The organism is Amycolatopsis sp. WGS_07 (assembly GCF_045278895.1).
GTDB lineage: Bacteria > Actinomycetota > Actinomycetes > Mycobacteriales > Pseudonocardiaceae > Amycolatopsis.
This window is the reverse complement of record NZ_CP136053.1, coordinates 3,646,812-3,673,788: the sequence shown is the minus strand read 5'-3', so window position 1 is coordinate 3,673,788 and position 26,977 is coordinate 3,646,812. Positions and strand designations below refer to the sequence as shown.

Genomic DNA, 26,977 nt, shown 5'->3' with positions numbered 1-26,977 from the left:
AGCTCGATGGCACAACAAAAAGCGGGGCGGCACCCCCAAGGGAGTGCCGCCCCGCCAGACAAACCGCGTCAGTGCGAGTGCCCGTGGCCAGCGGCCTCGGGCTCCTCCTCGACCGGCTTCTCGACCACGGAGCTTTCCGTGGTGAGCACCAGCCGGGCGATGGACGCCGCGTTCGCGACGGCCGAGCGGGTGACCTTGACCGGGTCGACGATGCCGCCCGCGATCAGGTCGGTCAGTTCGCCGGTGGCCGCGTTGAAGCCCTGGCCCCAGCCCTGCTCCTGGACCTTGTTCACGATGACCGCGCCCTCGTGGCCCGCGTTCGTCGCGATCCAGTACAGCGGGGCGGTGAGCGCGTCGCGGACGATGGCGACGCCGGTCGCCTCGTCGCCGGTCAGGCCGAGGTTGCCCTCGAGTTCCTTGACCGCGTGCACCAGCGCCGAGCCGCCGCCGGGCAGGATGCCCTCTTCGACGGCCGCCTTGGTCGAAGCCACGGCGTCCTCGATGCGGTGCTTGCGCTCGTTCAGCTCGGTCTCGGTGGCCGCGCCGACCTTGATCACGGCCACGCCGCCGCCGAGCTTCGCGAGCCGCTCCTGCAGCTTTTCGCGGTCCCAGTCGGAGTCGGTGGTCTCGATCTCCTTGCGGATCTGCGCGATCCGCCCGGCGATGGCGTCCTTGGTGCCCGCGCCGTCGACGATCGTCGTGTCGTCCTTGGTGACGACGACCCGGCGGGCCTTGCCCAGCGAGCTGAGGTCGACCTCGGACAGCTTGCGGCCGATCTCGGCGGAGATGACCTCGCCGCCGGTCACGACGGCCAGGTCGTCCAGGAACGCCTTGCGGCGGTCGCCGAAGAACGGGGCCTTGACCGCGACCGCGGTGATCGTCTTGCGCAGCGAGTTCACCACGAGGGTGGACAGCGCCTCGCCGTCGACGTCCTCGGCGATGATGAGCAGCGGCTTCTTCGCCTCGACGACCTTCTCCAGCACCGGGAGCAGGTCGGCCAGCGCCGAGATCTTCTCGCGGTGCAGCAGGATGTAGGCGTCCTCGAGGGTCGCCTTCTGGTCCTCCGGGTTGGTCGCGAAGTGCGCCGACAGGAAGCCCTTGTCGAACTGGACGCCCTCGGTGATCACGAGGTCGGTCGCCAGCGTGGACGACTCCTCGATGGTGATCACGCCGTCCTCGCCCACGCGCTCGACGGCCTCGCCGAGCAGCGCGCCGATCGCCGCGTCACGCGAGGTGACGGTGCCGACCTGGGCGATGTTGTCCCGCCCCTTGACCGGGGTGGCCTTCTCCTTGAGGACCTCGACGACCTTCTCCGCGGCCGCCTCGATGCCCTTGCCGACCGCGGTCGGGTTGGCTCCGGCGGCGACGTTGCGCAGGCCGTGCTTGACCAGCGACTGGGCCAGCACCGTGGCGGTGGTGGTGCCGTCGCCGGCGACGTCGTTGGTCTTGGTGGCGACGCTCTTGGCGAGCTGCGCGCCGAGGTTCTCGAACGGGTCGTCGAGTTCGACCTCGCGCGCGACGGTGACGCCGTCGAGGGTGATCGTCGGACCGCCGAACTTCTTGTCGAGGACGACGTGGCGACCGCGCGGGCCGAGGGTGACCTTGACCGCGTCGGCGAGCTTGTTCACCCCGCGCTCGAGCGCGCGACGAGCGTCCTCGTCGAAACTGATCTGCTTGGGCATAGCGCTTTCCGCTTACCTTTCGGTTGTCGTGCGACGCAAAACGCCCCGCACCCCGGCATGAGCGGGGCCCGGGGCGTCCTTGCGCTGCGAGTGACGCGTCAGTTGATGACGGCCAGCACGTCGCGGGCGGAGAGGATCAGGTAGTCCTCGCCGTTGTACTTGACCTCGGTGCCGCCGTACTTGGAGTAGATGACGACGTCGCCGACAGCCACGTCCAGCGGAACGCGGTTGCCCTTGTCGTCGATGCGGCCCGGGCCAACGGCCAGAACCTTGCCCTCCTGGGGCTTCTCCTTGGCGGTGTCGGGGATGACGAGGCCGGAAGCGGTCGTCTCCTCGGCCTCGCTCGTCTGGACAACGATCTTGTCCTCGAGCGGCTTGATGTTCACGCTCACCGGGTTGACCTCCACGGTCGTCGAAAGCGTCGGCATGATGACTGGTTACGGCTCATACCACCCCCGCCGTCGCGGGTGCCGGGGCGTGTCCGGGCCGTTCATTTAGCACTCTAGCCACGTGAGTGCCAGCTTCGCAAGGAGGGTCCGTCACACCGGGCGAAACGGCAGGCGGAAGCCGCTGACCGGCCAGTTTGTTCCGCCTCCCGCGCGGGCGGCCGGAACCTGGGGCACCACCGCGTGCCCGATCGGTCCGCATCTGGCGGATAAACCTCACCACATCCCCCGGCTCCTGGTTGGATCCGCACAGACAGGCATCTCACTCCTGGAGTCGTCCTATGCCCCGCTCACTCCCGTGGCGCCTGACCGCTGCCACCACCGGGCTGCTGGCACTGGCCGCGATCGCGGTCGCCGTTCCCGCCTCCGCGCAGCCCGCCAACGAAGCCCGCCAACGTGCGTTCGCCGACGCGGCCAGCGAATTCGGCGTCCCGCTGGACGTCCTGCTCGGCGTCTCGTACCTGGAATCCCGTTGGGACACGCATTCCGGCGCGCCCAGCACCGCCGCCGGCTACGGCCCGATGCACCTCACCGACGTCCGCACCACCGGTCTGCGGACCAGCGAGTTCGACAACCCCGACGAAGACCCCCGCGGCGACGATTCGCGCCAGACCCTGCGGCTGCAGGCGCTCGAACCACCGACTCCCCCGGCCGGCAGTCAGACCATCGACAAGGCCGCCGAGCTGCTGCACACCGACGCCGCGAAGCTGCGTACAGACGCCGAAGCGAACATCCGAGGCGGCGCGGCACTGCTCGCCGAGTACCAGCGACAGCTAGGCGTGAAGAGCGACAACGCGAAGGACTGGTACGGAGCCGTCGCGCGCTACAGCGGCTCCGAAGACGTCACTGGCGCACGCACCTTCGCCGACGAAGTCTTCAGCACCATCAACAGCGGCATCGCGCGTACGACCGACGACGGCCAAGCCGTCAAGCTCGCCGCGAAGTCCGGCATCACTCCGGACCGCGCACAGGCAGACCGCCTAGGCCTGCGCGACGGAAAGCCGCCGGCCACCGAGTGCCCGAAGTCGTTGGCCTGCGAATCGGTGCCCGCGCCCTTCCAGAAGATCGGCGACAGCTACGGCAACTACGACAAGGCCGACCGTCCGCGCGACCAGAAGATCGACTACATCGTCATCCACGACACCGAGGGCACCTGGGACTCGGTGATGAAGCAGGCACAGACCCCGGGCCAGACCGCGTGGCACTACACGGTCCGCTCCTCGGACGGCAAGATCGCCCAGCACGTGCCGACCAAAGACGTCGGCTGGCACGCCGGGAACTGGTACGTGAACGAGAAATCCCTCGGCGTCGAGCACGAGGGCTTCGCCGCGCAGGGCACCTGGTTCACCGAGGCGATGTACCGCCAGTCCGCGAAGCTCGTGCGCTATCTCGCCCACCGCTTCGGCGTTCCGCTGGACCGCGCGCACATCCTCGGCCACGACAACGTGCCCGGCCCGAACGCGGACAAGATCAAGAGCATGCACTGGGACCCGGGTCCGTACTGGGACTGGGCGCACTACTTCGACCTGCTCGGCGCCCCGCTCGAGCACGACGGCTCGCCGGATTCCGGACTGGTGATGATCGCGCCGGAGGTCTCCGCCAACCGTCCGGTGTTCACCGGCTGCGACAAGATCGGCTCCGGAAACCCTTGCCCGGAACGGGGTTCGGGGTCCGTCGTGCTGCACACCGAGCCGAGCGATTCCGCGCCGCTGCTGTCCGATGTGGGCATGCACGGACCCAATCCGTCCACAATGGACGTCTCGGACATCGGCAGCCGCGCGGCCACCGGACAGAAGTACGCTGTCGCGGACACCAGGGACGACTGGACCGCGATCTGGTATCTCGGGCAGAAGGGCTGGTTCCGCAACTCAGCTGACTCGCCGGCCGCGTATCCGGTCGACGGATTCGTCGCGACGCCCAAGGAGGGCAAGGCGACCGTGCCGGTCTACGGGAGCGCGTACCCGGAGGCCGCGGCCTATCCGAAGGACGTTCCGGTGCAGGAGCTGAAGCCGTTGCCGTACCAGTTCGGCGCGGGCCAGAAGTACTCGGTCGGCGGGCTGACCGGCTCGGAGTACTACTCGGCGTCCTTCGACGTCGCGACGAACAAGGTCGTGAAGGGCAAGGCGAAGTACGTGGAAATCCAGCTCGGCCACCGCGTCGCGTACGTCAGCCGCGACGACGTCGACCTCGAACCGGCGTCCTGACCGCAGCTCGTTGAATGCCCGGGCCGTACGTTTCGGCCCGGGCATTCACGCGTCCAGGGCCACCTTCACGCCGGTGCTCGCCTCGGTGTTGCGCCGGGTCTTGGCCCAGCCGTTGCGCCCGCGCACCAGCCGGAACAGCGCGCGCCAGGACGTGATGTAGAAGGTGTAGATGTAGGCCGCGTACAGCAGGCCCATACCGAGGCCGCGGAAGATGTTCTTGCTGCGCAAGCATTTCATCTGGTAGATCGGGCCCCACACGACGAACGGCAGCAGCCCGAACGAACCGTAGATCGCGAAGAGAATCCAAGCCCCGCCGGTGAACCACGTCCACACCTGGCCAGGATCGCCCGCCGTCGTCACGAGAAGCAGGACGAACGGCACCGGGTACAACAGCGAGCCGAGCAACTGCATCCACGGCTGCGCCAGGTAGTACATCATCTCCGCGGCGCCCAAAGTGGACACATGCGGCGAGTCCCAGATCCGGCGCAGGTACCGCAGGCACTGCATGGTCCCCTGGCCCCAGCGCGTGCGTTGCACCAGGAACCGGCGGAGGCTGTACAGACCCTCTTGCGCCACATGGGAATCCGGCGTGAACCCGGTGCGCCAGCCCGCGGTGAGCAGGTGCACGCCGAGTTCGAAATCCTCCAGCAGCGAACCGCGCCACGGAGCCAGTTCCTCGCCGGCGATCGAGTCCAATGCGGACAGCCGGGTAAACTGCCCGTTGCCGCCCATGGAGATCGTGCCGGTGAAGCCGCGCGACGTCTGGATCGCCGCGATCGCGGTACGGAACTCCAGATCCTGCAGCTGAGCGAGCTTGAGCCCGAACGCGCGGGACAACCAGGTGCGTCCCGGCGGACGGCTGCGGGCGTTGCTCATCCGCACGTCAAGCTGGACCGCACCGACGGTCTCGTCGCCGAACAGATGGTCCGCCGCGCACACTTCGAGACAGTTGGGCGCGGGACGGCCGTCCGCGTCCACCACCACGACCACCACCCGGTCGCGGTCCGCATCCGGGCCGAGCCAGGCGTCCAGCTCGCGGTAGGCGGCGTTGAGCGCGTCCCCCTTGCCGGTGCGCGCTTCCGGACGCTGGCGGGCGACGAGGTGCAGATTCGCGTCGTAACCGCCGTTGCGCCGCCACACCGAGCGCACGACGCGGGCGGTGCGGTCGTCCGAGTCGTCGTCCACCACCCACACATGCGCGCGACGGAACGTGCCGCGCAGGTACTTCACGGTCTCGCGGATCACCACCTCCTCGTCGCGGCAGGGGACGAAGAAGTGCCAGGAGAAGTCGGCCGGATCGCCGACCGGAGCGGGCTTGCGGCGCAGGTACGGCACCACGATCACCACGACGTACACGAGGAACGCGACGCTCATGGTGAGCGCGAACGCCTGCGTGACCGACAGCAGGATCTTCAGGCTGGAGCCGCTCACGCCGCGGCCCGCTTCTCGGCCTTCGTCTTCCGCGTCGACAACCAGACGAAGAGCACCAGCGAGACCGCGCCGCCGAGGACGCTGACCAGTGAGCCGAGCAGGGTGTGTCCCCAGTAGTAGCCCTCGTCGGTGCCGAGCCCGTTCACCAGGCCGACGATGGTGAGAATCCGTAACTGATTAACCAGAATGACCGCGATCGCGGCAATTCCCAGCGAGAAAAAGAGCCTGCGGGCATTCTGTGGCCGGAACCACAGAAGTGCGGCGGTCACTAATAGCAACGGCAGCAGAAGAAAGACCGAAGAGCATTCCGGCGTCATCCGCAACCCGAATGGAGTATCGCCGGACAACCCGAAGTAGACCGATTCCCGATTTCCGGCGACATAGACCCCCGAAGAGGTGATGACCCGAAGGATGGCACCGGCCAGTTGTACTTCCAGTTCCCGGTACCCGCGCTCCACGAGCACCAGCACCACTCCCGCGGCGAGCACCCCGAACACCGCCACACGCTGCGGAAACCGGGATGCGCCCGACACCGGCGCGTTGACTGCTGTCACGACAACCCTCTCCACCGAACCCCAGCGGTACCGAGGCGTACCCCGGCACCGATCGTGGCCGTGCCGGTTTCCGCCCTTTGCCGGGCAACCCCTTTCCGGGGATACCCGAGCAGCTTTCGGCATATTCTTACCCAAGCTTGCTACGCCGTTCGGGTGATACTTCGCGCAACCTGGGAAAAAGCGGAATTCGTATCACTCGATCCGGTGATCGCCGGAAAAAGCTGTGCCATTTCGGAAACGTCCGGCGATAACCGATCCGCGTGCCGACTCTTGCTCAGCGGGATTCGTCCGTGCAGCGGCTCGCCCTGAGAAAAATCGGAGGACCAGTGAAGAGACACCTCGTGCGACGAGGCGGCCTGCTCGCCGCTGTCGTGGCGAGCATCGCCCTGGCCGGAGCCGCTCCGGCCAGCGCCGCTCCCGGCGACGGGTCGGCCTACGGCGTCAACGTCAACGTGACCCTGCTCGGCCAGCCCGCGGTGCACGTCGGCCCGCTCGCGGCCGCGAACACCAACGGCCCGACGGAAAGCACCGCGGTTTCCGCGAACGTGCCCGGCGTGCTGACCACCGGCGTGATCAAGACATCCGCCGTGCGCGACGACAACTCCGGCGCGGTCACGGCGAAGGCGTCAGTCGCCGATGTCGGCCTGCCGCTGCTCAAGGCCGCGGCCGGCGACGTCGGCGTGAAGGCGGTCGAAGCCGTCTGCACCGCGACCCAGGAAGGCGTCAAGGGCAGCAGCACGCTGGTCGGCGCGAACCTCGGCAATCTCGGCAAGGTCGACGCGACCCCGGCGGCGAACACCGAGCTGAAGGTCCAGGTCGGCCCGCTGCACGTGGCGACGCTGATCCTGAACGAGCAGATCAAGAACAAGGACGGCAGCCTCACCGTCAACGCCCTGCACCTGAAGCTGCTGGGCGGCGACGCGCTGGGCGCGCTCGGCTCGGGCGACGTGATCCTGTCGTCGGCGACCTGCGGCCCGGCCGCGCCGCCGATGCCGCTCGCCTCCGGGGCGGGCATGTGGGTCGGCTTCGGCGTGCTCGCCGCGGTCGCGGTGCCGGTCGGGATTCGCTTCACCCGGCGTCGTTCGGCTGCCTGAGCCCGGCGAGGTGATGGATCGATGTACAAGATGCCTGGTGCCGGGGTCGGCGTCGCGGGCGGCGGCGTGGGAACCCTCGCCGCCACCGGTGCCGACGTCGGCTGGTGGCTCGCGGTCGGCGTCGCGCTGGTGCTCCTCGGGATCGCCGCGCTGATCGCCGTCCGCCGCCGGAATCGGCGGTTTTCCCGCCTGGACGGCTGAAGAATCCGGGCTGCCGGCATGCTCGCGCCGGCAGCCCGGATTTCCGGGACACTCGAAAGGGTGAAAATGGTGGACGTGATGCTGCTGGCCGGAACCCGGCCGGAGGCGGTGAAGCTCGCGCCGCTCGCGCTGGCCCTGGACGCCCGCCCCGGGCTGCGGCCGCTCGTCGTGCACAGCGGTCAGCACCAGGGCATGGTCGAACAGGCGCTGGCCCCGTTCGGAGTCGGGATCGACGCGTGGCTCGACGTGCCGCCGCGGGTGTCCGGTACCCAGGCGGAGCTGGTGTCCGGCCTGCTGCCCGCGCTCGACGCCGCGCTGCGCCGGTATCAGCCGTCCGCGGTCGTCGTGCAAGGCGACACCACCACTGGATTAGCCGGTGCGCTCGCCGCGTTCTGGCTCGGAATTCCGGTGGTTCACCTGGAAGCCGGGCTGCGCACGCACGATCTGGCGTCGCCGTTCCCCGAGGAGGGGACGCGGCAAATGATCTCGCGGATCGCGGCGCTGCACCTGGTCCCGACAGCGGCCGCGGGTGCGGCATTGCAGGCCGAAGGCGTGCCGCCGGAGCGGATCACGCGTACTGGCAACACTGTCGTCGACGCCGTACTGGCGGTTGCCGCGCGCGATTTGCCTGCCCGCGATCCCGCGCTCGCGTTGCTGGAGATGGGAATCGCCGAGGCGGATGAACAGCTGGTGCTGGTCACGTCTCATCGCCGCGAGTCGTGGGGCGAGCCGCTGACGCGCACGCTGACCGCGGTTCGCCAGATCGTCGATGCGCATCCGCGCGTGCAGGTGCTGTTCCCGGTGCATCCGAATCCGGCCGTGCGGGAGCAGGTCGAGGAGGTGCTGGGCGGGGTCGCGCGAGTGACGGTGACCGAGCCGTTGGAGTATCCGGATCTCGTGCGCGCACTGCGGCTGGCGACGCTCATACTGACGGATTCCGGTGGGATACAAGAGGAAGCGCCCACTTTCGGTACGCCAGTGCTGGTGCTGCGCGACACTACGGAACGCCCGGAGGCCGTCGAAGCCGGTTGCGCTTGGCTGGTCGGCACCGACACTCAGCTGATCACCGACACCGCCGCACGCATTCTCCGCGGGGAGATCAGCGCTGCGGCGTCAGCGAATCCGTACGGAAACGGTTCGGCCGCAACGCGTTCGGCGTTGGCGATCGAGACACTGCTTGGCGTGTCCGCCGCGCACCTCGTGAGTCCTAAAGGGACACAACGTTAACCGGCAGGCCCGGGTTCGCCGAGAAGTCCAGCGGTGCCACCGCCCGGCCTGCCGCCACGACGTGTGCACCCAACGCCGCGATCATCGCGCCGTTGTCCGTGCACAACCGCGGCCGCGGCACGCGTAGCTCGATCCCCGCTTCCGCGCACCGCTCCGCCGCCAACTCCGAAAGCCGCGAATTCGCTGCCACGCCACCGGAAATCACCAACGTCCCGATGCCCTGCTCACGCGCGGCACGAATCGCCTTCGCGGTGAGAACGTCCGCGACTGCCTCCTGAAAGGACGCCGCGACATCGTTCACCGGCACCTTTTCGCCGGCGCGCTCAGCGTTCTCCACCCAGCGCGCCACCGCTGTTTTCAAGCCAGAGAAGGAAAAGTCGAACTTCGCGTCGCGCGGACCGGTCATCCCGCGCGGGAACGCGATCGCCTTCGGGTCACCCTGCTTGGCCGCCTTGTCAATCGGCGGCCCGCCCGGATACGGCAGATCGAGCACGCGCGCGACCTTGTCGTACGCCTCGCCCGCCGCGTCGTCCACAGTGGACCCAAGCTCGGTGATGCTCGACGCGATGTCGTCCACTCGCAACAGTTGCGTGTGGCCACCGGAAACCAGCAACGCCAGCACCGGCGACGGCAACGGCCCGTGCTGCAACGTGTCTACCGCGATGTGCCCGGCAAGGTGATTCACGCCGTACAGCGGCACATCCAGCGCCGTCGCATACGCCTTCGCCGCCGAAACCCCCACCAGCAACGCACCAGCGAGCCCCGGCCCAGCCGTCACCGCGATCGCGTCCACATCGGACAGTTTCAGCCCAGCCGTGGCGAACGCCCGCTCCGCCGTCGGCACCATCGCTTCGAGATGCGCGCGGCTCGCGACCTCCGGCACGACCCCGCCGAAGCGAGCGTGCTGGTCCACACTGGACGCGACCTCGTCGGCAAGGAGTTCCACCGTGCCGTCGTCGTGCAGCCGGACGAGGCCGACTCCGGTCTCGTCGCAGGAGCTTTCGATGCCCATGATGACGCGCGCCATCAGCCGGCCACCTCGTCTCGTGCCGGGGCCTGCGCGGGGCGGGCCATGGTGAACGCGTCGGCACCGGAGGGTTGGTAATAACGCTTCCGGATGCCAAGTTTCTGAAACCCGTGCGCCTCATACAGCGTCACGGCGGGGTCGTTGTCCGTGCGCACCTCGAGGAAAACCGCCGCGCGCAACTCGTCCGCGCGCGTCAGCAACGCGCGCAGCAGCGCCTTGCCGATCCCCTGCCCCTGCGCCTCCGGCACCACACCGATCGTGTGCACGTTCGCCTCGTAGTCCCCGCGTCGCCCAACCACCGCGAGCCCCGCGTAGCCGAGCAGGGTCTCGCCGTCGTCCGACCGGGCGGCCAGGTAGTAATGCCCCTGGTCAAGCTCGGAATGAAACGCGCGCGCACTCCACGGATCATCGCCGGGAAAGAGGATCTTCTCGATCTCCGCACACCTCGCGACGTCAGCGCGACGCAACTGGTCGAGCTTCACAGCGCCGTCACCCTCTTGCGCGCCAGAAGGCTCGACAGCATCCGGACGACGTAGATAAAGCGGCGTCAACGGCTCCGGCTCCGCGCGCTCAAGAAGCGCCGTACGCGCGACGCGCACCAACCCAGCCGGCGACGGAAACCGCGGCTCAATCGGCACCACGCCCACCGCTGCGGCGTACTGCAACGCCCCATCGCCCGCCGCGACCCGAATCTCCGTATCAACGTCCGCGGGCCGCTGTACGTGCGGACCGTCCACGCGCGCGCCCGAAGCGTCGTACGCAGCCCAGTAGACCTCGCGACGCCGCGCGTCCGTGAAGACGAGAAAGGGCTTCTCCGTACGCACCACGTCAGCAGCGATCGCGTCAAGACTGCAGACCGGGTACACCGGAATGCCAAGCGCGTGCCCGTACGCAGCCGCCGTCGCCATACCCGCCCGCAGCCCGGTAAACGGCCCAGGCCCAACGCCGCACACGATGGCGTCGAGTTCACGCAACGTGACCCCAGCGTCCTCGGCAGCCGCAAGCGCATGCGGAGCGATGAGTTCCCCGTGCGCCCGAGGATCCACCGTGACGCGATCCGCCCGAGTGACGACTTCAGCCTCATCAACGGCGACGATGCCCGCAGTCACCGCCGGAGTAGCCGTGTCGATCGCCAATACCAGCACGATTTCCCAGGATAGCTCTGGCCAGAGGAAGGCTGGGGAGCGGGCGGGGATACTCTCCGTGACGAAGTCGTCTGACCTGGCCGTGGTGACCTTGGTCGTGCTCGTAGCCGGTTGTTCCGGCTGCCCCTGCGCCTCTTGATGTTGTCGATGTCCACCCGACGAGGCGTTCACCAGTTCGGTCATCCTTTCCGAACAGCCCCCGTCGTGCGCGTTGGCGATCAAGGCCGCCGCAGCGGCTCTGACCACCGTCAAGGCAGGTTTCTGACACCTGCCCGGCTTGGGGGATTTTGTCCACGCGCGGAACCTCGACCGATTAAGCTCAGTCAGAGCATCGGCAGTCGCAGACAGAGCCGCCGGGAGCCGAGGGGGAGCGTCATCGTGGGCAATGGGGAGTCGTCCAGCAGCAGCCAGCCGGTGAACGGGCGCGCGGGCTACGTCGACCCGGAGGAACAGGCCAAACGCGACCGCCAGGACAAGCAGTACGGCGAAGCGATGAACTCCACCGGCACGCGGGTCTACCAGCAGCGCGCGGCCGAAGACGCCAAGGTCAACGCCGCGGCGGCGGGTGGCGGGTTCAACATGGACATCGACGCGATGCGGAAGCTGCAGCCGAAGTGGCAGGAGATCGCGGACAAGCTCGACGACATGGCGCAGGCAGGCGGGCAGTTGAAAATCGTGCCCCCGCCGGCCGATGACCCGGCCAGCACGATGCAGAAGAAGGCCGCTGACGGCCATGCCGACGCATATGTCGCCAGTCTTCAGCAGCAACGTGCCTACGCACAGGGTTACGCGGACAAGCTGAAGGACGCCATCGCCAAGTACGAGAAGCAGGACCACGCCAACACGACCAGCCTGCGCAAGCAAGGATGAACCGGTGAAGCCCATCGCTCTTGCCGCGACCGGCGGCCTCGTTCTGCTCGCCGTCACTGCCTGCTCCTCGACTCCAGGCACCCCGGTTCCAGCGACACCCGGGCCGTCTTCGGCGCCAACGAGCACTTCACGCAGCGTGCCCAAGGTGAGCAACCCGCTCGACGCCACGAAATACGAGCAGAACCCCTGCTCCCTGCTCAGCCAAGCCCAGGCAACCGAGGTCATCAAGGCTGTCCGCAACCGCCAGGGCCAAGGTCTCGTCGCACCCATCTGCAGCTGGTATGACGCCGACAACAACCGGGTGGGGCTCGGGCTGCTTCCTGGGCAGGGCGGTCTTGCGGGCGCCTACACCAACAGCGACAGCGAATCCGGCTACTTCGAGGTCGCCCCCGACGTCAACGGCTACCCCGCAGTCTTCGCGGGTACGACCGACGACCGGAAACGCGGCGGCTGCCAAGTCGCCGTCGGCATCAAAGACGACGAAACCTTCACCGCCTCCGTCGCGCTCCGGACGACCTCGCCCCTCTACAACGACCCGTGCTCGCTCGCGGTGAAAACGGCCGCAGCTGCCGTCACCACTATCAAGGCAGGTGCTTGATGGCTAACCTCTCCCCGCAGGAAATCGTTCACCTGGTCAACTCGGGCAAGGGCTCCCGCGGCATGTTCCACGGTTCCGACCAGTCGGCGGCGCTCTCCAAACAGCACGAGGACATCGCCAACGAAATGCGGCAGCTTCAGGGCGCGATGGACGAGTACTGGAAGGGCGACGCGGCCGGGCGGGCTTACGTCGGGGCGGGGCCGCTGGTCCAGGCCTCGCAGACCAGCGGCCAGCACCTCGCGCAGGCTCAGGCGCTCTACTCCGGTCAGGGCGGTTCCTTCGACGGGCTGCGCAACAAAATCGCCTCGGTCGGCGATCTCGGGGACAAGCCCGCGGACGACTGGGTCAGCGACACTCCCCTGTCTTTCCTGTCCAACCGGGCCAACGAAATCGATGCCTGGAACAAGAAAGCGCAAGAAGTCGTCAACAGCTACCAGTCGTACCACGGGGAATCGACCGAAAACTCCGCGCGCTGGGCGGACCCCTCGCAATACGGACAGCTAGCCATGCCCTCCGCCGGTGGGGATTTCACCGTCACCCAGCCTGGTGGTACCGGTACCGCGCACCTGCCCTCCCACTACACCCCGGGCGGGCCTGGCGGCACCGGCAACACGTACTCCGAAGGCGGCTACACCGGCGACAACAGCACCGGCAGCACCACCAGCCACCGCGACCACACCAACGATCGCACTGGGCCGCCGGGGGTTACGCCTCCTTCGGATACCCACCCGTGGGGGCCGGAGCGTTACACCCCGCCGACCGGCAGCACGCCTGATCGGCATGTCACGCCGCACACGACGGTGCCGGATGACACCCGGACGTCTAGCTACGTTCCGCCGGACCTGACTAGCACCAACAACACCTACAACCCCAACGTCTGGTCTCCCAACACGAGCAACCCCAACGGCGGTGGCAGCAGCAATCTGTACGCGCCAGGGCTAATCGGCGGCGGCACCGCAGGCAACCCGGGCAGCGCAGGCAACCCAGGCAGCACGGGCAACCTCGGCAACGGCGGCAACGCGGGCAACCAGGCCAACAGCGGCGGCCGGGGAACCGGCACCGGCACCTTCGGCAACAGCGAAGCCGCCCGAGGCGCCACCGCCGGAGCCAACGGGCGTGCGGGTGCATCGGGCATGGGTGCGGGCGCGATGGGACGCGGGCAGAAGGGCGAAGGCGAGGAAGACCTCGTCCACGAGACCGCCGACTACCTCGTCGAGCAGGACCCGGACGCGGCGCTCATCGGTGACTTGCCCAAGGCGGTTCCGCCGGTGATCGGCCTCTGACGATGCTCGTGCTCGCCCGTGAGGTGGTGCTCCCTGCCGACTGTTTGCCCCTCGCGGCGGAGTTGGCCGGGGTTTCGCTCCCGGCGGCGCTCGCGCCCGACCCGTTGTGGCGCGATCCCGAGGAGGCTCGCGCTTACCGCGAAGCGGCGGTCAGTGCGATGGCGGACCAAGGCGTCTGGGGGCGTGGCGGGCTGGACGAGACGTTCGTCCGGACCATGACCGTGCTCTGTCGCGGGACCAGTGAGCTGTCGGCGACCGTCGAAAGCGGGCGGGATCGGCGGTACTGGCTGGTGGTCGCGGCACAGGGCAAGGACGCGGTGCTCGCCTGCCACATGCCGTCCACCAGCACTGTCGTGTTGCGGCCCGCCCGGTCCGAAGCGCTGGCTGAGGATCTGATCCGCGAGCTGCCGCGGGTCCGGCCCGCGGAGGGGCAGGCGGTGTCGGTGCCTGAGTCGGCGTTGAACCTGGCGATCGACGGCGGGCCGGCCAGGCAGGACGTCCGGCATCTGCTGGATGTCGCGGCGTTGCCTCGCGCCGGAGGCGGCCAGATCACCGCGGGGGTCCGCGACGGGCTTGGCGGGCGGCGGATCAGCGGGCGGGACATCTGCACGTATTACGACACCGAGCACGGGCGCTACCTGTTCTCGTTCTCCGAAACCGAGGGCGGCGAGCGGTGGGTGAACGTCGCGCCCGCCCGTTACGAAACGATGGTCGAACGGGTGCGCGCGCTGCTCGATAATCTCGCCTGAACCTGGGTACCCCTGACAATCGGGAGCTGTGAATCGCGTCGCAGGTGGCAGCCGCCACGAAGCGGTACGGTGCGGTTCCAGGTGCCGGTGACGCAGGAGGTCCGCGAAAGTGCCCGATCCGCTGTTTCCCGCAGTCTCCGCCGGATCCGGCAAGGAAGCGCTGCGCTTCGGCGACCGAAAACTCAGCTACGCACAGCTCGGCGCGGTCGCCGGGGCGCTGGCCGCCGAGCTGCCCGCGGGCCGGGTCGCGGTGTGGGCGACGCCGACGCTGCACACCAGCGTCGCGGTGGTCGCCGCGCTGCTCGCCGGGGTTCCGGTGGTGCCGCTGAACCCCAAGATCGGCGAACGCGAACTCGGGCACATCCTCGCCGACAGCGAACCCGCGCTGGTGCTCGCCGAACCCGGCGTCGAACTACCGGAAGCGCTTGACCTGCCGCGGCGCGGCATTCCGCTGGAGGGCGACGGGAAACCGCCAGTCAGCGAGCCGGACGCCGAAGCTCCCGCGTTCATCGTCTACACCTCCGGCACGACCGGGCCGCCCAAGGGCGTCGTGCTTCCCCGCCGCGCGATCTCGAGCACGCTCGACGCGCTTGAGGACGCCTGGCAGTGGACTGCGGACGACGTGCTCGTCCACGGGCTGCCGCTGTTCCACGTGCACGGCCTGATCCTCGGCATCCTCGGTCCGCTGCGGCGCGGCGGTTCGGTACGCCACCTCGGCCGGTTCTCCCTCGAAGGCGTCACCGAGGAACTCGCGAACGGCGCGACGATGCTCTTCGGCGTCCCGACGATGTACCACCGGATCGCCGAAGCGGTCGCGACCGATGCGGCCCTCACCGACGCGCTCAAAACCGCGCGGCTGCTGGTGTCCGGTTCGGCCGCGCTGCCGGTGCACGACCACCAGCGGATCACCGCCGCGACCGGACAGCAGGTCGTCGAGCGCTACGGCATGACCGAGACGCTGATGAACACCAGCGTCCGCGCCGACGGCGAGCGCAAGCCCGGCTCGGTCGGGGTCCCGCTCGCCGGCGTCGACCTGCGGCTGGTCGACGAGGCCGGTACCGAAGTCAGCGAGCCGGACGCGGTCGGCGAGATCCAGGTCCGCGGGCCGAATCTGTTCACCGAATACCTCAACCGGCCGGACGCGACGGCCGCCGCGCTCGACGGCGGCTGGTTCCGCACCGGCGACATGGCCACCCGCGACCCCGACGGTTACGTCCGCATCGTCGGCCGCAAGGCCACCGACCTGATCAAGAGCGGCGGCTACAAGATCGGCGCCGGCGAGATCGAGAACGCGCTGCTGGAGCACGCGAACGTCGCCGAGGTGGCGGTGACCGGCGAACCGGACGACGACCTCGGCGAGCGGATCGTCGCCTGGGTCGTGCCCGACGGCGCGCGCCCGACGGTCGAGGAACTCGCCGACCACGTGTCCAAACTGCTCGCTCCGCACAAGCGGCCGCGCGTCGTGCGGTACCTGGATGCGTTGCCGCGCAACGACATGGGCAAGGTCATGAAGCGAGCGCTCGGATGAGGACCTCCGCGCGCGAGCTGCTGGCCGGCGTCTCCGCCGGGTTCACCGAGCTGTCCCTCCCGGACACTCCGGCGGACGATCCGCTCGGCTGGCCGGGTTACCCGGAAGCCCGGGCGGCGGCCGCGGCGCGCACTGGCGAGACCGAGTCGGTGGTCGTCGGAGAAGCGCGGATCGGCGACGTGCCTACGGTGCTGATCGCCTGGGAGTTCGGGTTCCTCGGCGGTTCGATCGGACAGCAGACCGGCGACCGCGTCGAGGCCGCCTTCGCCCACGCGAAGGAGCGTGGCCTGCCCGTGGTGTCGCTGGTCGCGACTGGCGGCAGCCGGATGCAGCACGGCATGCGCGCGCTTTCTCAGCTGCAACGAATCGCGCGCGCCTCGGCAGACGCGCGCGCGGCGGGCGTCCCGCAAATCTCCGTCCTGCGTGACCCGTCCACCGGCGGCGGCTGGGCGACGCTCGGTGCCGGTTCTGACGTCGTGTTAGGACTGCCAGACGCACAGGTCGGCTTCGCAGGCTCCCGCGTACGGCCAGCGACTTCGCCAGCGGAGGCGTACAGCGTCGAGGCGAAGCTGGAGTGGGGTCAGGTCGACCGTCTCGTCGAGACAGAAGAGCTGGGCGACGTACTCGCGCGCTGGCTACAGCTGCTGGCTTCGCCGTCGACAGAACCCGCGCCCCCGCCAGCAGCCCGTCGCGATACCGCGCTGCCCGAAACCGGTTGGGAAGCTGTACGAACGGCGCGGGCCTCAAAGCGAGCGCGCGCCCCCGAGTACCTCGACGCGTACCTCGACTGGCGAGAGAACGTACAAGGCGACCGCGCCGGTCACGTCGATGAAGGCGTGCAGTGTGGCTTCGGCTGGCGAGAAGGCCGCGCGATCGCGTACGCAGCACAGTGCGGCACTGCGACGCGCCCCGCGGGCTTCCGCACCGCAGCACGGCTTATCAGGCTGGCGTCCCGGCTAGGGATTCCAGTGTTGACGCTTGTGGACACTCCCGGCGCGGCAAACGACGCGGAAGCGGAAGAAGGCGGCATCGGACCAGCGATCGCGGAGCTGTTCGAGGCGATCGCCACCGCCGCCGTGCCGGTCACGACGCTGGTGATCGGCGAGGGCGGTTCCGGTGGCGCGCTGGCATTCGCCGCTGCGGGCGCGACCTGGATCGCCCCGGACGCCTATTTCTCGGTGACATCACCGGAAGCGGCGGCGGCGATCCTGAAACGCCCGATGACCGACGTGCCGGCCGTGGCCGACCAGCTGCGGTTGCGCCCGCAGGATCTGGTCGGCCTCGGCCTGGCAGCCGGGATTGTCAAACCGGAGTAGCGGTCAGGCCTCGGCCCGGACCCGCCACTTGCGCTGCGCGTAGGACGCGAGGGTAGCCGCGACAGCGACTCCCGCGGTTGCACAGCTTGCGATGGCCACGAATACTGCCGTCATTGCGGCTCCTCCTCACGGGTTGCGCGCGCCAATGCCGTCGGCGAATCCGGATGATCCGCTGGCCGACGCGTGCGAGTTGATGGGGTTTAACAGGTATCTACCTGCTACAACGCATCGTCCCCGCTCCGCGTTACCTCCGCTACCCCCGCGCGGGAGTGAGACGCATCACGTTAGGCTTTGCCTCGATCGCGGTAGGTGATGTCGGGGGCTCTGCGCAGTGAGTCCTGGAAAACGCGAAAGGAGCGATGTGACAGAGGCAGCAGACGGGAGGGGGCCGTCGGGCGGCGCCACGGTCACGGACGACGCGACGATGCGCCGGGCGGTCGGCGCGGCCGCGGTCGGCAACATCACCGAGTGGTTCGATTTCGGGGTCTACGGCTACCTCTCCACCACCATCGAGGCCCAGTTCTTCCCGCCCGGCAACCCGGCGCTCGCCCAGCTCGCGACTTTCGCGACCTTCGCGGTGGCGTTCCTGGTGCGCCCGCTCGGCGGCCTGTTCTTCGGTCCGCTCGGCGACAAGATCGGCCGGACCAAGGTGCTCGCGGTGACGGTGATCCTGATGGCGACCGGCACCTTCCTCATCGGACTGATCCCGTCGTACTCGTCGATCGGGCTGGCCGCGCCGATCCTGCTGGTGTGCGCGCGGGTCCTGCAGGGCTTCTCGACCGGCGGCGAATACGCGGGCGCGATGACGTTCATCGCCGAGTACAGCCCGGACCGCCGCCGCGGCTACTTCGGCAGCTTCCTGGAGTTCGGCACCTTCATCGGCTACGCGCTCGGCGCGACCGTGTCGTCGGTGCTGCCGCTGGTTTCGACCCCGGCCTTCATGGACACCTGGGGCTGGCGGATCCCGTTCATGGTGGCGCTTCCGCTCGGCATCGTCGGGGTCTACCTGCGGACGAAGCTCGAGGAGACCCCGGCGTTCCAGCAGCTGCTCGACGAGTCCGGCAAGCGCGAGGACGCCGAGGCCCAGCACGTGGTGCGGACGATCTTCACGAAGTACTGGCCGACGATGCTGCTGGCCGGCGGGCTCGTGGTGACCTGGAACGTCACCAACTACATGCTCACCAGCTACATGCCGACCTATCTGAAGGACGACCGCACGATGTCCGCCAACGGCGGGCAGGCGATCTCGTCCACCGCGGCGGAATGGCTGCAGATCGGCGTGCTGTGGCTCGGCGTGCTGCTGATCCCGTTCCTCGGCAAGCTCAGCGACCGGTACGGCCGCAAGCCGATCCTGTGGGTCGGCGCGGGCGGGCTGATCGTGCTCGGTCTGCCGATGGTGCTGCTGCTCAAGAGCGGGTCGCTGATCTCGGTGCTGCTCGGCCTCGTCCTGATGGGACTGCTGCTGATCTGCTTCTCCTCGACCTGCCCGTCCACGTTGCCCGCGCTGTTCCCGACCGAGGTCCGGTACGGCGGGCTGTCGATCTCGTTCAACATCTTCGTGTCCGCGTTCGCGGGGACGGTGTCGCTGGTGATGAGCGCGCTGGTGCTGGCCACCGGGGATCTCAAGTGGCCCGGGTACTACCTGATGATCGCCGGCGTGGTCGGCGTGCTCACGCTGGTGAAGCTGAAGGAGACCGCGAAGAAACCGCTGCCCGGCTCGGCTCCGTCACTGTCCACTTCCGAGGACGCGGCGGCCAAGGCCAGCCAGTAGTCAACCGCTGTTCGTGAAGGGCCCCTCGGTCTCCCGAGGGGCCCTTCACCGCGTTCAGGCCGCTTGCAGCTCGTCCACCCGGTCGGTCCAGGAGCCGTGCGGTTCCAGCACGACGGTCCGGGTGTCGTCGTCGTGCCGGGTCAGCCGGACCACCAGGTGATCCTCCGACAGCCGTTCCGCGCTGCCCTCGCCCCATTCGACGACCACCGCGGACGATTCCAGGTCGGTGTCCAGGTCGAGGTCGTCCAGCTGGGTCAGGTCGCCGCCGAGGCGGTACGCGTCCACGTGGATCAGCGGCACCCCGGCCCGGCCCGCGGCGTGCACTCGCGCCAGCACGAACGTCGGCGAGCTGACCCGGCCGCCGACGCCGAGGCCGTCCGCGATGCCGCGGGTCAGCGTCGTCTTCCCGGCCCCGAGCGGACCGTCCAACAGCACCAGGTCGCCCGCGCGCAGCGCCGCGCCCAGCGTCCGCCCGAAGGCCATCGTGTCCTCGGGGGTTTCCAGAATCACCTTGTCCACCACCAGTTTCGCCGGTTCGGCGCGGCGCTGCCCGCGCAGCGCTGCAGCAGGTCGATGAGATGGCTGTTCACCAGCTCGGGCTGTTCGAGCTGCACCATGTGCCCGGCTCCGCGCACGCGCACCAGCTCGGCGTCCGGCAGCTCGGCGGCGATCCGCTCGGCGTGCGCGAACGGCGTGAAGCGGTCCGAGTCGCCGCCGATCACCAGCACGTGCGCGTGTTTCAGCCCGGCCAGCACAGCGTAGCGATTGTGGCTGCCAAGAGTGTCCACGAAGTTGATCAGCCCGCGTACCGGCGTGACAGCCAGCATTTCCAGCATGAAGTCGACCAGCCGCGGCGAGACGTCCCGGCTGCCGAACGCGAGCCGTCGCACTGCCTGCCGGGTCAGCTGACCGCCGGCCGCGCGCACGAACTCCACCAACCCGGGTTGCCATCCAGCCAGCTCGCCGACGCCGCGCGTGAGCGGGTTGTACTTGGACAGCAACGGCCTCGGCAACCCGCGCGCGCCGACTTCGCCCGCCGCGGTCGCGATGAAGGCGACGCCGCATACGCGGTCCTCGAAGAGGTCTGGCCGTTGCGCGGCCAGCTCCATGATCACCATGCCGCCCATGGAATGTCCCATGAGGACAATCGGTCCTTCAGGCACCATCGCGCGCAACACGCTGTCGAGGTCGTGCGCGAGCTGTTCGATCGTCGACGACTCGGTAGACGCAACTCCGGACAGACCGTGGCCGCGATGGTCGTAGTAGACCTGCCGTACGCGCGGCAGCCGCAGCGAAGCGACGTCGCGACGCTGGAAGTGCCAGGAGCGCCGCGAAAGCGCGAAGCCGTGTACGCCGACGAGAGTCAGCTCCGGCTTCTCACCGTCCTCAGGATCGATCTCCTCGACCGACAGCGGCGTACCGTCTTCAGCCGCGACAGTGGACGTACGGTCTGGCTTCAGCTCGCCCAACGGCTCATCGGCGAACGGGTCTTCGCTCGGTTTGCGTTGCTGCGTCGCGACAACTGCCGCTGCCGCACCCGTCACCACTGCTCCGACTCCGCCGACGATCGCCCACAGTCGCGTCGAAGGAGTCACGCCCGCTCCCCCACGTACCGGCGGCGTACGCGCGGCCGGTACATCGAGGTGACGATCTCGTAGTCGATCGTGCCGAGCTTGTCCGCCCATTCGCGCGCGGTCGGCTCTCCGGACCGGCCCGAGCCGAACAGCACGACCTCGTCGCCGACGCGCGGCACGTCCTCGTTGCCGACGTTGACCACGAGCTGGTCCATGCAGATCCGCCCGACCACCGGACGCCGCCGTCCGCCGAGCCAGACGTCCATCCGCCCGGACAGCGTGCGCGGCACCCCGTCGGCGTACCCGGCGGGCACGAGCGCGAGCGTTGTGTCCTCCTGCGCGGTCCAGGTGTGCCCGTAGGAGACGGACTCGCCGGCGGCCAGCGGCTTCGTCAGCACGACGGTCGAGCGGAAGGTCATCACCGGACGCAGGTCGTCGTCGGTGGGCACCGGGTTGAGGCCGTACATCGCGATGCCCGGGCGGACCAGGTCGAAGTGCAGGTCGGGCCGGGTGAGCGTGGCCGCGGAGTTCGCCAGGTGCCGGATCGGATCGAGACCGGCGGCGCGGGCCGCGTCGTAAGCCTCGTCGAACAGCTTCGCCTGCGCGTCGATCGACGCGTGCCCCAGCTCGTCGGCGCAGGCCAGATGCGACCAGACCGCCACTACCTCGACGCCGCGCGCCTTGGCCGCCGCCTCGACCAGCTCAGGCCAGGCCGACGGCGGGCAGCCATTGCGAGCCAGCCCGGTGTCGATCTTGAGATGCACCCGGGCGCGCTTTCCGGTGCGTTCCGCCGCGGCAGCGACCCGGGTCAGCTCGCTGAGGGAGCTGACGCCGAGGTCGATGTCCGCCTCGATGCCGGGGACGAAATCCAGCTCCGGCACGTCCAGCCAGCTGAAAAGCCGCCCGGACAGGCCCGCGGCCCGCAGGTCGAGAGCCTCCTGCAGCGAGCAGGTGCCGAGCCAGGTCGCCCCGGCCTCGACCGCGGCGCGGCCGACTGGCACCGCGCCGTGGCCGTACGCGTCGCCTTTGACCACGCACATCACAGCCGCGCCGGGGGCCCGGGCGGCCAGCAAGGAAACGTTGTGGCGCACTGCGCCGAGATCGACCACGGTCTCGGCGTGCGGAGAACTGGCAGTCATAACGACTGCCAGTTTCCCACGTTATTGAGTCAGGAGAGACGCTGGCCGGACGTGCCAGAGAACACGTGCAGCTCATCCGGACGGATCCGCAGGTGCAGGGTGTCGCCCATGCCCGGCGGCGTACGCGGGTCGACGCGGGCGACCACGTTGCGTGACGAGCCCTCGGCGGACTCCTCGACACCCGCGCCGAGCTTGCCGTAGACGTACGCGTCCGAGCCCAGCTCCTCGACCAGCTCCACCTTGATCGGCAGCGCGCCGTCGGTGTCGGTGGTGACCTCCAGCGACTCCGGGCGGAAACCGATGGTGACCGTGTCGCCGTCGGCCGCGGAGCGGACCTCGGGCTTGAGCGGCACCTGCACGCCGCCGACCTCAGCACCGTCCGCGGTGAGCTTCGCGGCGACCAGGTTCATCGCCGGCGAGCCGATGAAGCCCGCGACGAAAACGTTTGCGGGCCGGTCGTACAGCGCGCGCGGGGTGTCGCACTGCTGCAGCAGACCGTCCGACAGCACCGCGACGCGGTCACCCATCGTCATGGCCTCGACCTGGTCGTGGGTCACGTACACGGTGGTGACGCCGAGCCGGCGCTGCAGCGCTGCGATCTGCGTACGGGTCGAGACCCGCAGCTTCGCGTCGAGGTTCGACAGCGGCTCGTCCATGAGGAACACCTGCGGCTCACGCACGATCGCGCGGCCCATCGCGACGCGCTGCCGCTGACCGCCGGACAGCGCCTTCGGCTTGCGGTCCAGGTACTGCTCGATGTCCAGCAGCTTCGCCGCGTCGAGCACCTTCTGCTTGATCTCCGACGCCGGCCGGCCAGCGATCTTCAGCGCGAAGCCCATGTTCTGCGCGACCGTCATGTGCGGGTACAGCGCGTAGTTCTGGAACACCATGGCGATGTCGCGCGAACGCGGCGGCAGCTGTGTGACGTCGCGGTCGCCGATCCAGACCGCGCCCTCGTCGATGTCCTCCAGGCCCGCGAGCATCCGCAGCGCGGTGGACTTGCCGGAACCCGACGGCCCGACCAGCACGAGGAACTCGCCGTCGGCGATCTCCAGGTCCAGCGCGTCGACCGCGGGACGCTCGGTCCCGGAGTAGCGCCGGGTCGCCTTGTCGTAGGTGATGCTGGCCATCGGTCAGTCCTCTCCCAATTTCGCGGAAACCCCGTGCGCGGCCTCGCGCGCCTCGAGGTGGCGTTGCTGGATCTCCAGGCCCGCGGCGCGCAGCGCCCCGGTCGGCTCGTCCAAAACGAGCTGGTCTTCGGTCCCGTGCCAGGCGGGCGGCTCGGCGGTGCCGGCCAGCGCCCAGGCGGCCTGGCGAGCCGCGCCCAGCGCGACGTACTCGCCGACCTCGGGAATCACTACGGGCAGGCCGAGCACGATCGGCGCGATCGCCCGCACCGCCGCGGACTGCGCGCCACCGCCGATCAACAGCACGCGCTTCACAGCCATGCCCTGTGCGCGCACCGCGTCGAGCCCGGCGGCCAACCCGCACACCATGCCCTCGACGGTGGCCCGCGCGACGTTCTCCGGCGTCATGTTCGCCCTGGTCAGCCCGTGCAGCGAACCGGTCGCACCGGGCAGGTTCGGCGTGCGCTCGCCGTCGAGGTACGGCAGCAGCGTGAGCCCGCCAGCACCCGGTTCGGCGGCCAGCGCGAGCCGGTCGAATTCGGCCAGGTCGACGCCGAGCATTGACGCGCCCGCGGTGAGCACGCGGGCCGCGTTGAGGGCGGCGGTCAGCGGGAGGAACCGGCCGGTGGCGTCGGCGAACCCGGCGACCAGGCCGCTCGCGTCGGCCGCGCCGGTCTCGGTGACGCCGAAAACCGTGCCGCTGGTGCCGATCGAGATCACCGCGTCGCCCGGGGCCAGTTCGAGCGCGAGCGCGGCGGCCATGTTGTCGCCCGTGCCGGCGGACACGAGCATGCCGTCGCTGGTGTGCCCGGCCACGTCGGACGGGCCGAGCACCGTCGGCAGGTCGGGGGTGCGGCCGCCGAACGCGTGCGCGAGGACGTCGAGGCGATAAGCGTTGTCTGTCGGCGAGAAGTAGCCGGTGCCCGAGGCGTCGCCGCGGTCGGTCACCGCGGTTTCCGGACGGCCGAGCAGCCGCCAGGTGAGCCAGTCGTGCGGCAGCAGGACACGAGCGACGCGGTCGGCGTTCTGCGGCTCGTGCTCGGCGAGCCAGCGGAGCTTCGTGACGGTGAAGCTGGCGACCGGCACCAGCCCGACCGACTTCGCCCACACGCCGGGTCCGCCCAGCTCTTCGGTCAGGTCTTTGGCCGCCTGCGCCGATCGGGTGTCGTTCCACAGCAACGCGGGCCGGACCACTTCGCCGGCCTCGTCGACGGTGACCATGCCGTGCTGCTGACCGCCGACGCCAATGGCCTTGACGCCGTCGAGGACGTCGCGAGTGGCATCCGCAAACGCTTGCGCCCACGCTGCGGGGTCGACCTCGGTGCCGTCCGGGTGCGGTGCCCGCCCGGTGCGCACGACTTCGCCCGTGCGCGCGTCGCAGACCACGACCTTGGTCGACTGGGTCGACGAATCGACCCCGGCCACCAGCTCAGCTGTCATAGGGCTGACCTTCCTCGACGTACTCCGCGGCCTCGACCGCCGTTCCCGCGTTCAGCGCCGCCTCGATCTCCTCGGTCGGAGTGGCTTCGCTGGTGATCAGGAGGTCGTAATCGCCGACGGTGCCATGCGCGTACGTCGCGGTGCGGCCGAACTTCGAGTGGTCGAGCACGAGCACATTGCGGTTCGCGGCGCGCAGCACGGCCTTCTTCAACTCGGCGTAGTCGCGGACCGGGTGGAACAGCCTGCCCACCGCGACCGCGCTCACCGAGACGAACGCGATGTCCACGCGGATGCGCTCGAGCAGCGCGAGCACGTCAGGGCCGGAACAAGAGTCGTACTCGGGGTCGTAACGGCCTCCCGCGAGCACCACCTCGACCCCGGTGCCCAGCAGCCGCGCGGCCTGCAGCGAGTTGGTGATGACGGTGAGGCGTTCGAGCTGGGCCAGCCGCTCGACCAGCGGGAACAGCGTGGTGGAGTCGTCCACGAACACCGTCTGGCCGGGCTCGACCTGCTGGATCGCGAGGTCGGCGAGGGCTTCCTTCTCGGCCGAGTGCAGCGTGAACCGGCTCGCGGTCTCCATGGTGAGCGCCGGATACGCCTCGACCTTGCCGCGCAGCTTCCGCAGCAGCCGCTTGTCGGCGAGGTCGTCCAGGTCGCGGTGCATCGTCATGAGGCTGACGCCGAACCGCGCAGTGAGGTCGTCGATCCGGACTTCGCCCTGGTCAATGACGTAGTCGAGGATCTCCTGCCGCCGCTGCTCCACCGCGGCATCGGACGGGCGCGTCTTCGGCCGTCCTGGCGTGTCTCGACTCACACCTCGTTCTTACCAGATATCACGAGCCGAGTTAACACGTAACTCGATAACTATGCGGCCGCAGGTGCACGGCGTGGCAGCGGGTTCACCTAGGCGAAATCCGGCAGGGCGATGCGGGACATCGACCACGACTGAGGCAGGCCGCACGGCTCCGCTCCCAGAATGGGCCCGAATTGCCCGATTGATGCCGGTATAACCAGGTCCGGACGTCCGTGAGGGGAACCCTGAAGGAATCAGAGTCCGTGAGGGTTCCCCTCACGGACGACGGATCTCTGCCCCGCACACCGACGACATCGGGCGAAGCGCGGGTCAGCGGGAGGTCGCGCGGACCAGTCGAAGCGCGGCAGGGATCGCGTCGACCAGACCGGACGCGGACGTCGGCACGTCCTCGGCGGCGAGCGCGCCCGCCAGCGAATGGACCTGCGCGGCAGCCGCGGCGGCCAGCCACGGGTCGAGCCGCGCGGCCAGCAGCGAGCCGATCAAGCCGGTCAGGACGTCGCCGGAGCCAGCGGTGGCCAGCCATGAACCGCGCGGAGTGTTCACCGCGACGCGGCCGTCCGGAGCGGCGATGACCGTGCAGTGGCCTTTCAACAGCACGACGGCGTCGTACTTCTTCGCCGCTTCCCGCGCCGCCGCGACTCGGTCCGCGCCCGGACGGCGGCCCATCAGGCGTTCGTACTCACCGGCGTGCGGGGTGAGCACGAGCGGCGTGTCCGGGTCGCGGGCGTCGAGGACTTCGGGGGTGTGGGCGATGATCGTGGTGGCGTCGGCGTCCGCGCACACCGGGACGCCCTGGCCGAGGATGTGCCGCAGGATTTCCCGGCCCTCCCCGCCGGTGCCGATGCCTGGCCCGACTACCCACGCCTGCACCCGGCCCGCGTCGGTGACCGAACCGGTCGCGACGATCTCCGGCCAGTGCGAGCGCACGACGTCCGCGGCGTGCCCGGCGTAGCGGACCATGCCCGCCGTCGCGCGCACCGCCGAACCGGACGCGAGCACCGCCGCACCCGGGTACGTCGCCGATCCGGCCGCGATCCCGACGACGCCTTGGGTGTATTTGTCGTCCTCCGGGCCGGGAATCGGCCACACCTCGGCGACGTCGGCCAGCTCCACGCGCTGCAGATCCGGCTCTTCCAGCCACGGCCGCAAACCGATGTCCACCAGCACGACCTCGCCGCATTCCTGCGGGGCCAAGGCGTGCACGGGTTTGAGCGCGCCGAACGTCACGGTGCGCGCCGCGGTGACGTGCGGACCGTCGACCGCGCCGGTGTCCGGGTCGACCCCGCTCGGCAGATCCACCGCCACGACCGGCGCTTCGACCTGCTCGACCAGCGCAGCCGCTTCCGGACGCAGCGGGCCGCGGGCGGAAATGCCGACGATGCCGTCGACCACGACGTCCGCCTGCGAGATCCACTGTGGACTGTCCGCTGTGGACACCACTCGACCGCCGGACCGGCGCAGTGCGGCCAAACCGGCCGGATGCGCCTTCTCCGGATTGAGCAATACCGCAGCCACTGCTGCCCCGCGGCGACGCAGGAAAGCACCAGCCCACAAGGCATCGCCGCCGTTGTTGCCCGAACCGACCAGCAGCACCGCCCGACGGCCGGAGACACCGCCAGTGGTTTCAGTCAGCAGCCCCACGATCTGGGTGGCCAGGCCAAAGGCGGCCCGGCGCATCAGCTCGCCGTCGGGAGTGCGCGCGAGCAGCAGGTCCTCCGCCGCGCGAATCCGTTCTGTCGTCCAGATTCCTTGCACGG

General features: G+C 69.4%; 24 protein-coding genes and 1 pseudogene. 11 read left to right on the top strand and 14 right to left on the bottom strand.

Annotated elements, in window-relative coordinates; all coding sequences use genetic code 11:
- Window positions 1-68 precede the first annotated feature (68 nt).
- Both groL and groES read right to left on the bottom strand, forming a co-directional pair.
- Entirely contained in the window at window positions 69-1,682 is a 1,614-nt protein-coding gene (gene groL, locus RPX00_RS17550; protein ID WP_406640640.1) for a chaperonin GroEL, read from the bottom strand.
- A 98-nt stretch (window positions 1,683-1,780) separates the two neighbouring features.
- A complete protein-coding gene (gene groES, locus RPX00_RS17545; RefSeq protein ID WP_020662728.1) occupies window positions 1,781-2,110 on the bottom strand; it encodes a co-chaperone GroES in 330 nt (109 codons plus the stop codon).
- 299 nt (window positions 2,111-2,409) lie between these two features.
- Between groES and RPX00_RS17540 the strand changes: the two genes are divergently transcribed.
- Window positions 2,410-4,332: an N-acetylmuramoyl-L-alanine amidase gene (locus RPX00_RS17540; RefSeq protein WP_406640637.1), complete on the top strand. Its 1,923-nt coding sequence runs from the start codon at window positions 2,410-2,412 to the stop codon at window positions 4,330-4,332.
- 45 nt (window positions 4,333-4,377) lie between these two features.
- Here the strand turns inward: RPX00_RS17540 and RPX00_RS17535 are convergent, their stop codons facing one another.
- Both RPX00_RS17535 and xrtP read right to left on the bottom strand, forming a co-directional pair.
- Window positions 4,378-5,706, bottom strand: a complete 1,329-nt coding sequence (locus tag RPX00_RS17535; RefSeq protein WP_406642967.1) for a glycosyltransferase — start codon at window positions 5,704-5,706, stop codon at window positions 4,378-4,380.
- 53 nt (window positions 5,707-5,759) lie between these two features.
- Window positions 5,760-6,266 (bottom strand): exosortase P, encoded by a 507-nt coding sequence (xrtP, locus tag RPX00_RS17530; RefSeq protein ID WP_406642965.1) that lies wholly within the window; start codon window positions 6,264-6,266, stop codon window positions 5,760-5,762.
- Between the two features lie 377 nt (window positions 6,267-6,643).
- On the opposite strand from xrtP, the gene RPX00_RS17525 reads away from it, so the two are divergent.
- From RPX00_RS17525 to wecB, 3 genes are all read left to right on the top strand, one after another.
- On the top strand, window positions 6,644-7,411 hold the full coding sequence (locus RPX00_RS17525; protein ID WP_406640636.1) for a choice-of-anchor P family protein: 768 nt from the start codon (window positions 6,644-6,646) through the stop codon (window positions 7,409-7,411).
- A 21-nt stretch (window positions 7,412-7,432) separates the two neighbouring features.
- The gene (locus RPX00_RS17520; protein WP_406640634.1) at window positions 7,433-7,612 is read left to right on the top strand and encodes an LPXTG cell wall anchor domain-containing protein; all 180 of its coding nucleotides are present in this window, start codon (window positions 7,433-7,435) and stop codon (window positions 7,610-7,612) included.
- A 69-nt stretch (window positions 7,613-7,681) separates the two neighbouring features.
- Window positions 7,682-8,839, top strand: a complete 1,158-nt coding sequence (gene wecB, locus RPX00_RS17515; protein WP_406642963.1) for a non-hydrolyzing UDP-N-acetylglucosamine 2-epimerase — start codon at window positions 7,682-7,684, stop codon at window positions 8,837-8,839.
- On the opposite strand, the gene tsaD is transcribed toward wecB, so the two are convergent.
- From tsaD to tsaB, 3 genes and pseudogenes are all read right to left on the bottom strand, one after another.
- Entirely contained in the window at window positions 8,820-9,866 is a 1,047-nt protein-coding gene (gene tsaD, locus RPX00_RS17510; protein WP_406640632.1) for a tRNA (adenosine(37)-N6)-threonylcarbamoyltransferase complex transferase subunit TsaD, read from the bottom strand. The genes wecB and tsaD overlap by 20 nt on opposite strands.
- The gene (gene rimI / locus RPX00_RS17505) at window positions 9,866-10,348 is read right to left on the bottom strand and encodes a ribosomal protein S18-alanine N-acetyltransferase (protein ID WP_378300939.1); all 483 of its coding nucleotides are present in this window, start codon (window positions 10,346-10,348) and stop codon (window positions 9,866-9,868) included. Before rimI ends, tsaD begins: the two co-directional genes overlap by 1 nt.
- Window positions 10,345-11,011 (bottom strand): annotated as a pseudogene (gene tsaB, locus RPX00_RS17500) (tRNA (adenosine(37)-N6)-threonylcarbamoyltransferase complex dimerization subunit type 1 TsaB). Before tsaB ends, rimI begins: the two are co-directional and overlap by 4 nt.
- Before the next feature lie 378 nt (window positions 11,012-11,389).
- Here tsaB and RPX00_RS17495 point away from each other — a divergent pair.
- The 7 genes from RPX00_RS17495 to RPX00_RS17465 all read left to right on the top strand — a co-directional run bounded on the left by RPX00_RS17495 (window position 11,390) and on the right by RPX00_RS17465 (window position 19,126).
- Window positions 11,390-11,881, top strand: coding sequence for a PE domain-containing protein (locus RPX00_RS17495; RefSeq protein WP_406640630.1), 492 nt, complete (start codon window positions 11,390-11,392; stop codon window positions 11,879-11,881).
- 4 nt (window positions 11,882-11,885) lie between these two features.
- Window positions 11,886-12,479: a DUF3558 domain-containing protein gene (locus RPX00_RS17490; protein ID WP_406640629.1), complete on the top strand. Its 594-nt coding sequence runs from the start codon at window positions 11,886-11,888 to the stop codon at window positions 12,477-12,479.
- Window positions 12,479-13,762 carry a hypothetical protein gene (locus RPX00_RS17485; RefSeq protein ID WP_406640628.1) on the top strand — a complete coding sequence of 428 codons (1,284 nt, stop codon included), beginning with the start codon at window positions 12,479-12,481 and terminating at the stop codon, window positions 13,760-13,762. Before RPX00_RS17490 ends, RPX00_RS17485 begins: the two co-directional genes overlap by 1 nt.
- 2 nt (window positions 13,763-13,764) lie before the next feature.
- Window positions 13,765-14,511: an ESX secretion-associated protein EspG gene (locus RPX00_RS17480; RefSeq protein WP_406640626.1), complete on the top strand. Its 747-nt coding sequence runs from the start codon at window positions 13,765-13,767 to the stop codon at window positions 14,509-14,511.
- Between the two features lie 109 nt (window positions 14,512-14,620).
- Entirely contained in the window at window positions 14,621-16,039 is a 1,419-nt protein-coding gene (locus RPX00_RS17475; RefSeq protein WP_406640625.1) for an acyl-CoA synthetase, read from the top strand.
- Window positions 16,036-17,355 carry a carboxyl transferase domain-containing protein gene (locus RPX00_RS17470; protein ID WP_406640623.1) on the top strand — a complete coding sequence of 440 codons (1,320 nt, stop codon included), beginning with the start codon at window positions 16,036-16,038 and terminating at the stop codon, window positions 17,353-17,355. The genes RPX00_RS17475 and RPX00_RS17470 overlap by 4 nt, the downstream gene beginning before the upstream one ends.
- A 361-nt stretch (window positions 17,356-17,716) precedes the next feature.
- Window positions 17,717-19,126: an MFS transporter gene (locus RPX00_RS17465; protein ID WP_406640621.1), complete on the top strand. Its 1,410-nt coding sequence runs from the start codon at window positions 17,717-17,719 to the stop codon at window positions 19,124-19,126.
- Window positions 19,127-19,180: 54 nt separating this feature from the next.
- Here RPX00_RS17465 and tsaE read toward each other — a convergent pair whose 3' ends face one another.
- The 7 genes from tsaE to RPX00_RS17430 all read right to left on the bottom strand — a co-directional run bounded on the left by tsaE (window position 19,181) and on the right by RPX00_RS17430 (window position 26,975).
- Entirely contained in the window at window positions 19,181-19,636 is a 456-nt protein-coding gene (gene tsaE / locus RPX00_RS17460; protein WP_406640619.1) for a tRNA (adenosine(37)-N6)-threonylcarbamoyltransferase complex ATPase subunit type 1 TsaE, read from the bottom strand.
- The gene (locus RPX00_RS17455) at window positions 19,633-20,721 is read right to left on the bottom strand and encodes an alpha/beta fold hydrolase (RefSeq protein ID WP_406640617.1); all 1,089 of its coding nucleotides are present in this window, start codon (window positions 20,719-20,721) and stop codon (window positions 19,633-19,635) included. The genes tsaE and RPX00_RS17455 overlap by 4 nt, the downstream gene beginning before the upstream one ends.
- A complete protein-coding gene (gene alr, locus RPX00_RS17450) occupies window positions 20,718-21,839 on the bottom strand; it encodes an alanine racemase (protein WP_406640616.1) in 1,122 nt (373 codons plus the stop codon). Before alr ends, RPX00_RS17455 begins: the two co-directional genes overlap by 4 nt.
- Before the next feature lie 29 nt (window positions 21,840-21,868).
- Entirely contained in the window at window positions 21,869-22,969 is a 1,101-nt protein-coding gene (locus RPX00_RS17445) for an ABC transporter ATP-binding protein (protein ID WP_406640615.1), read from the bottom strand.
- Between the two features lie 3 nt (window positions 22,970-22,972).
- A complete protein-coding gene (gene xylB / locus RPX00_RS17440) occupies window positions 22,973-24,406 on the bottom strand; it encodes a xylulokinase (RefSeq protein ID WP_406640614.1) in 1,434 nt (477 codons plus the stop codon).
- Window positions 24,396-25,220 carry a DeoR/GlpR family DNA-binding transcription regulator gene (locus tag RPX00_RS17435; RefSeq protein WP_406640613.1) on the bottom strand — a complete coding sequence of 275 codons (825 nt, stop codon included), beginning with the start codon at window positions 25,218-25,220 and terminating at the stop codon, window positions 24,396-24,398. The genes xylB and RPX00_RS17435 overlap by 11 nt, the downstream gene beginning before the upstream one ends.
- A 309-nt stretch (window positions 25,221-25,529) precedes the next feature.
- Entirely contained in the window at window positions 25,530-26,975 is a 1,446-nt protein-coding gene (locus tag RPX00_RS17430; RefSeq protein WP_406640611.1) for an NAD(P)H-hydrate dehydratase, read from the bottom strand.
- Between the last annotated feature and the right edge of the window lie 2 nt (window positions 26,976-26,977).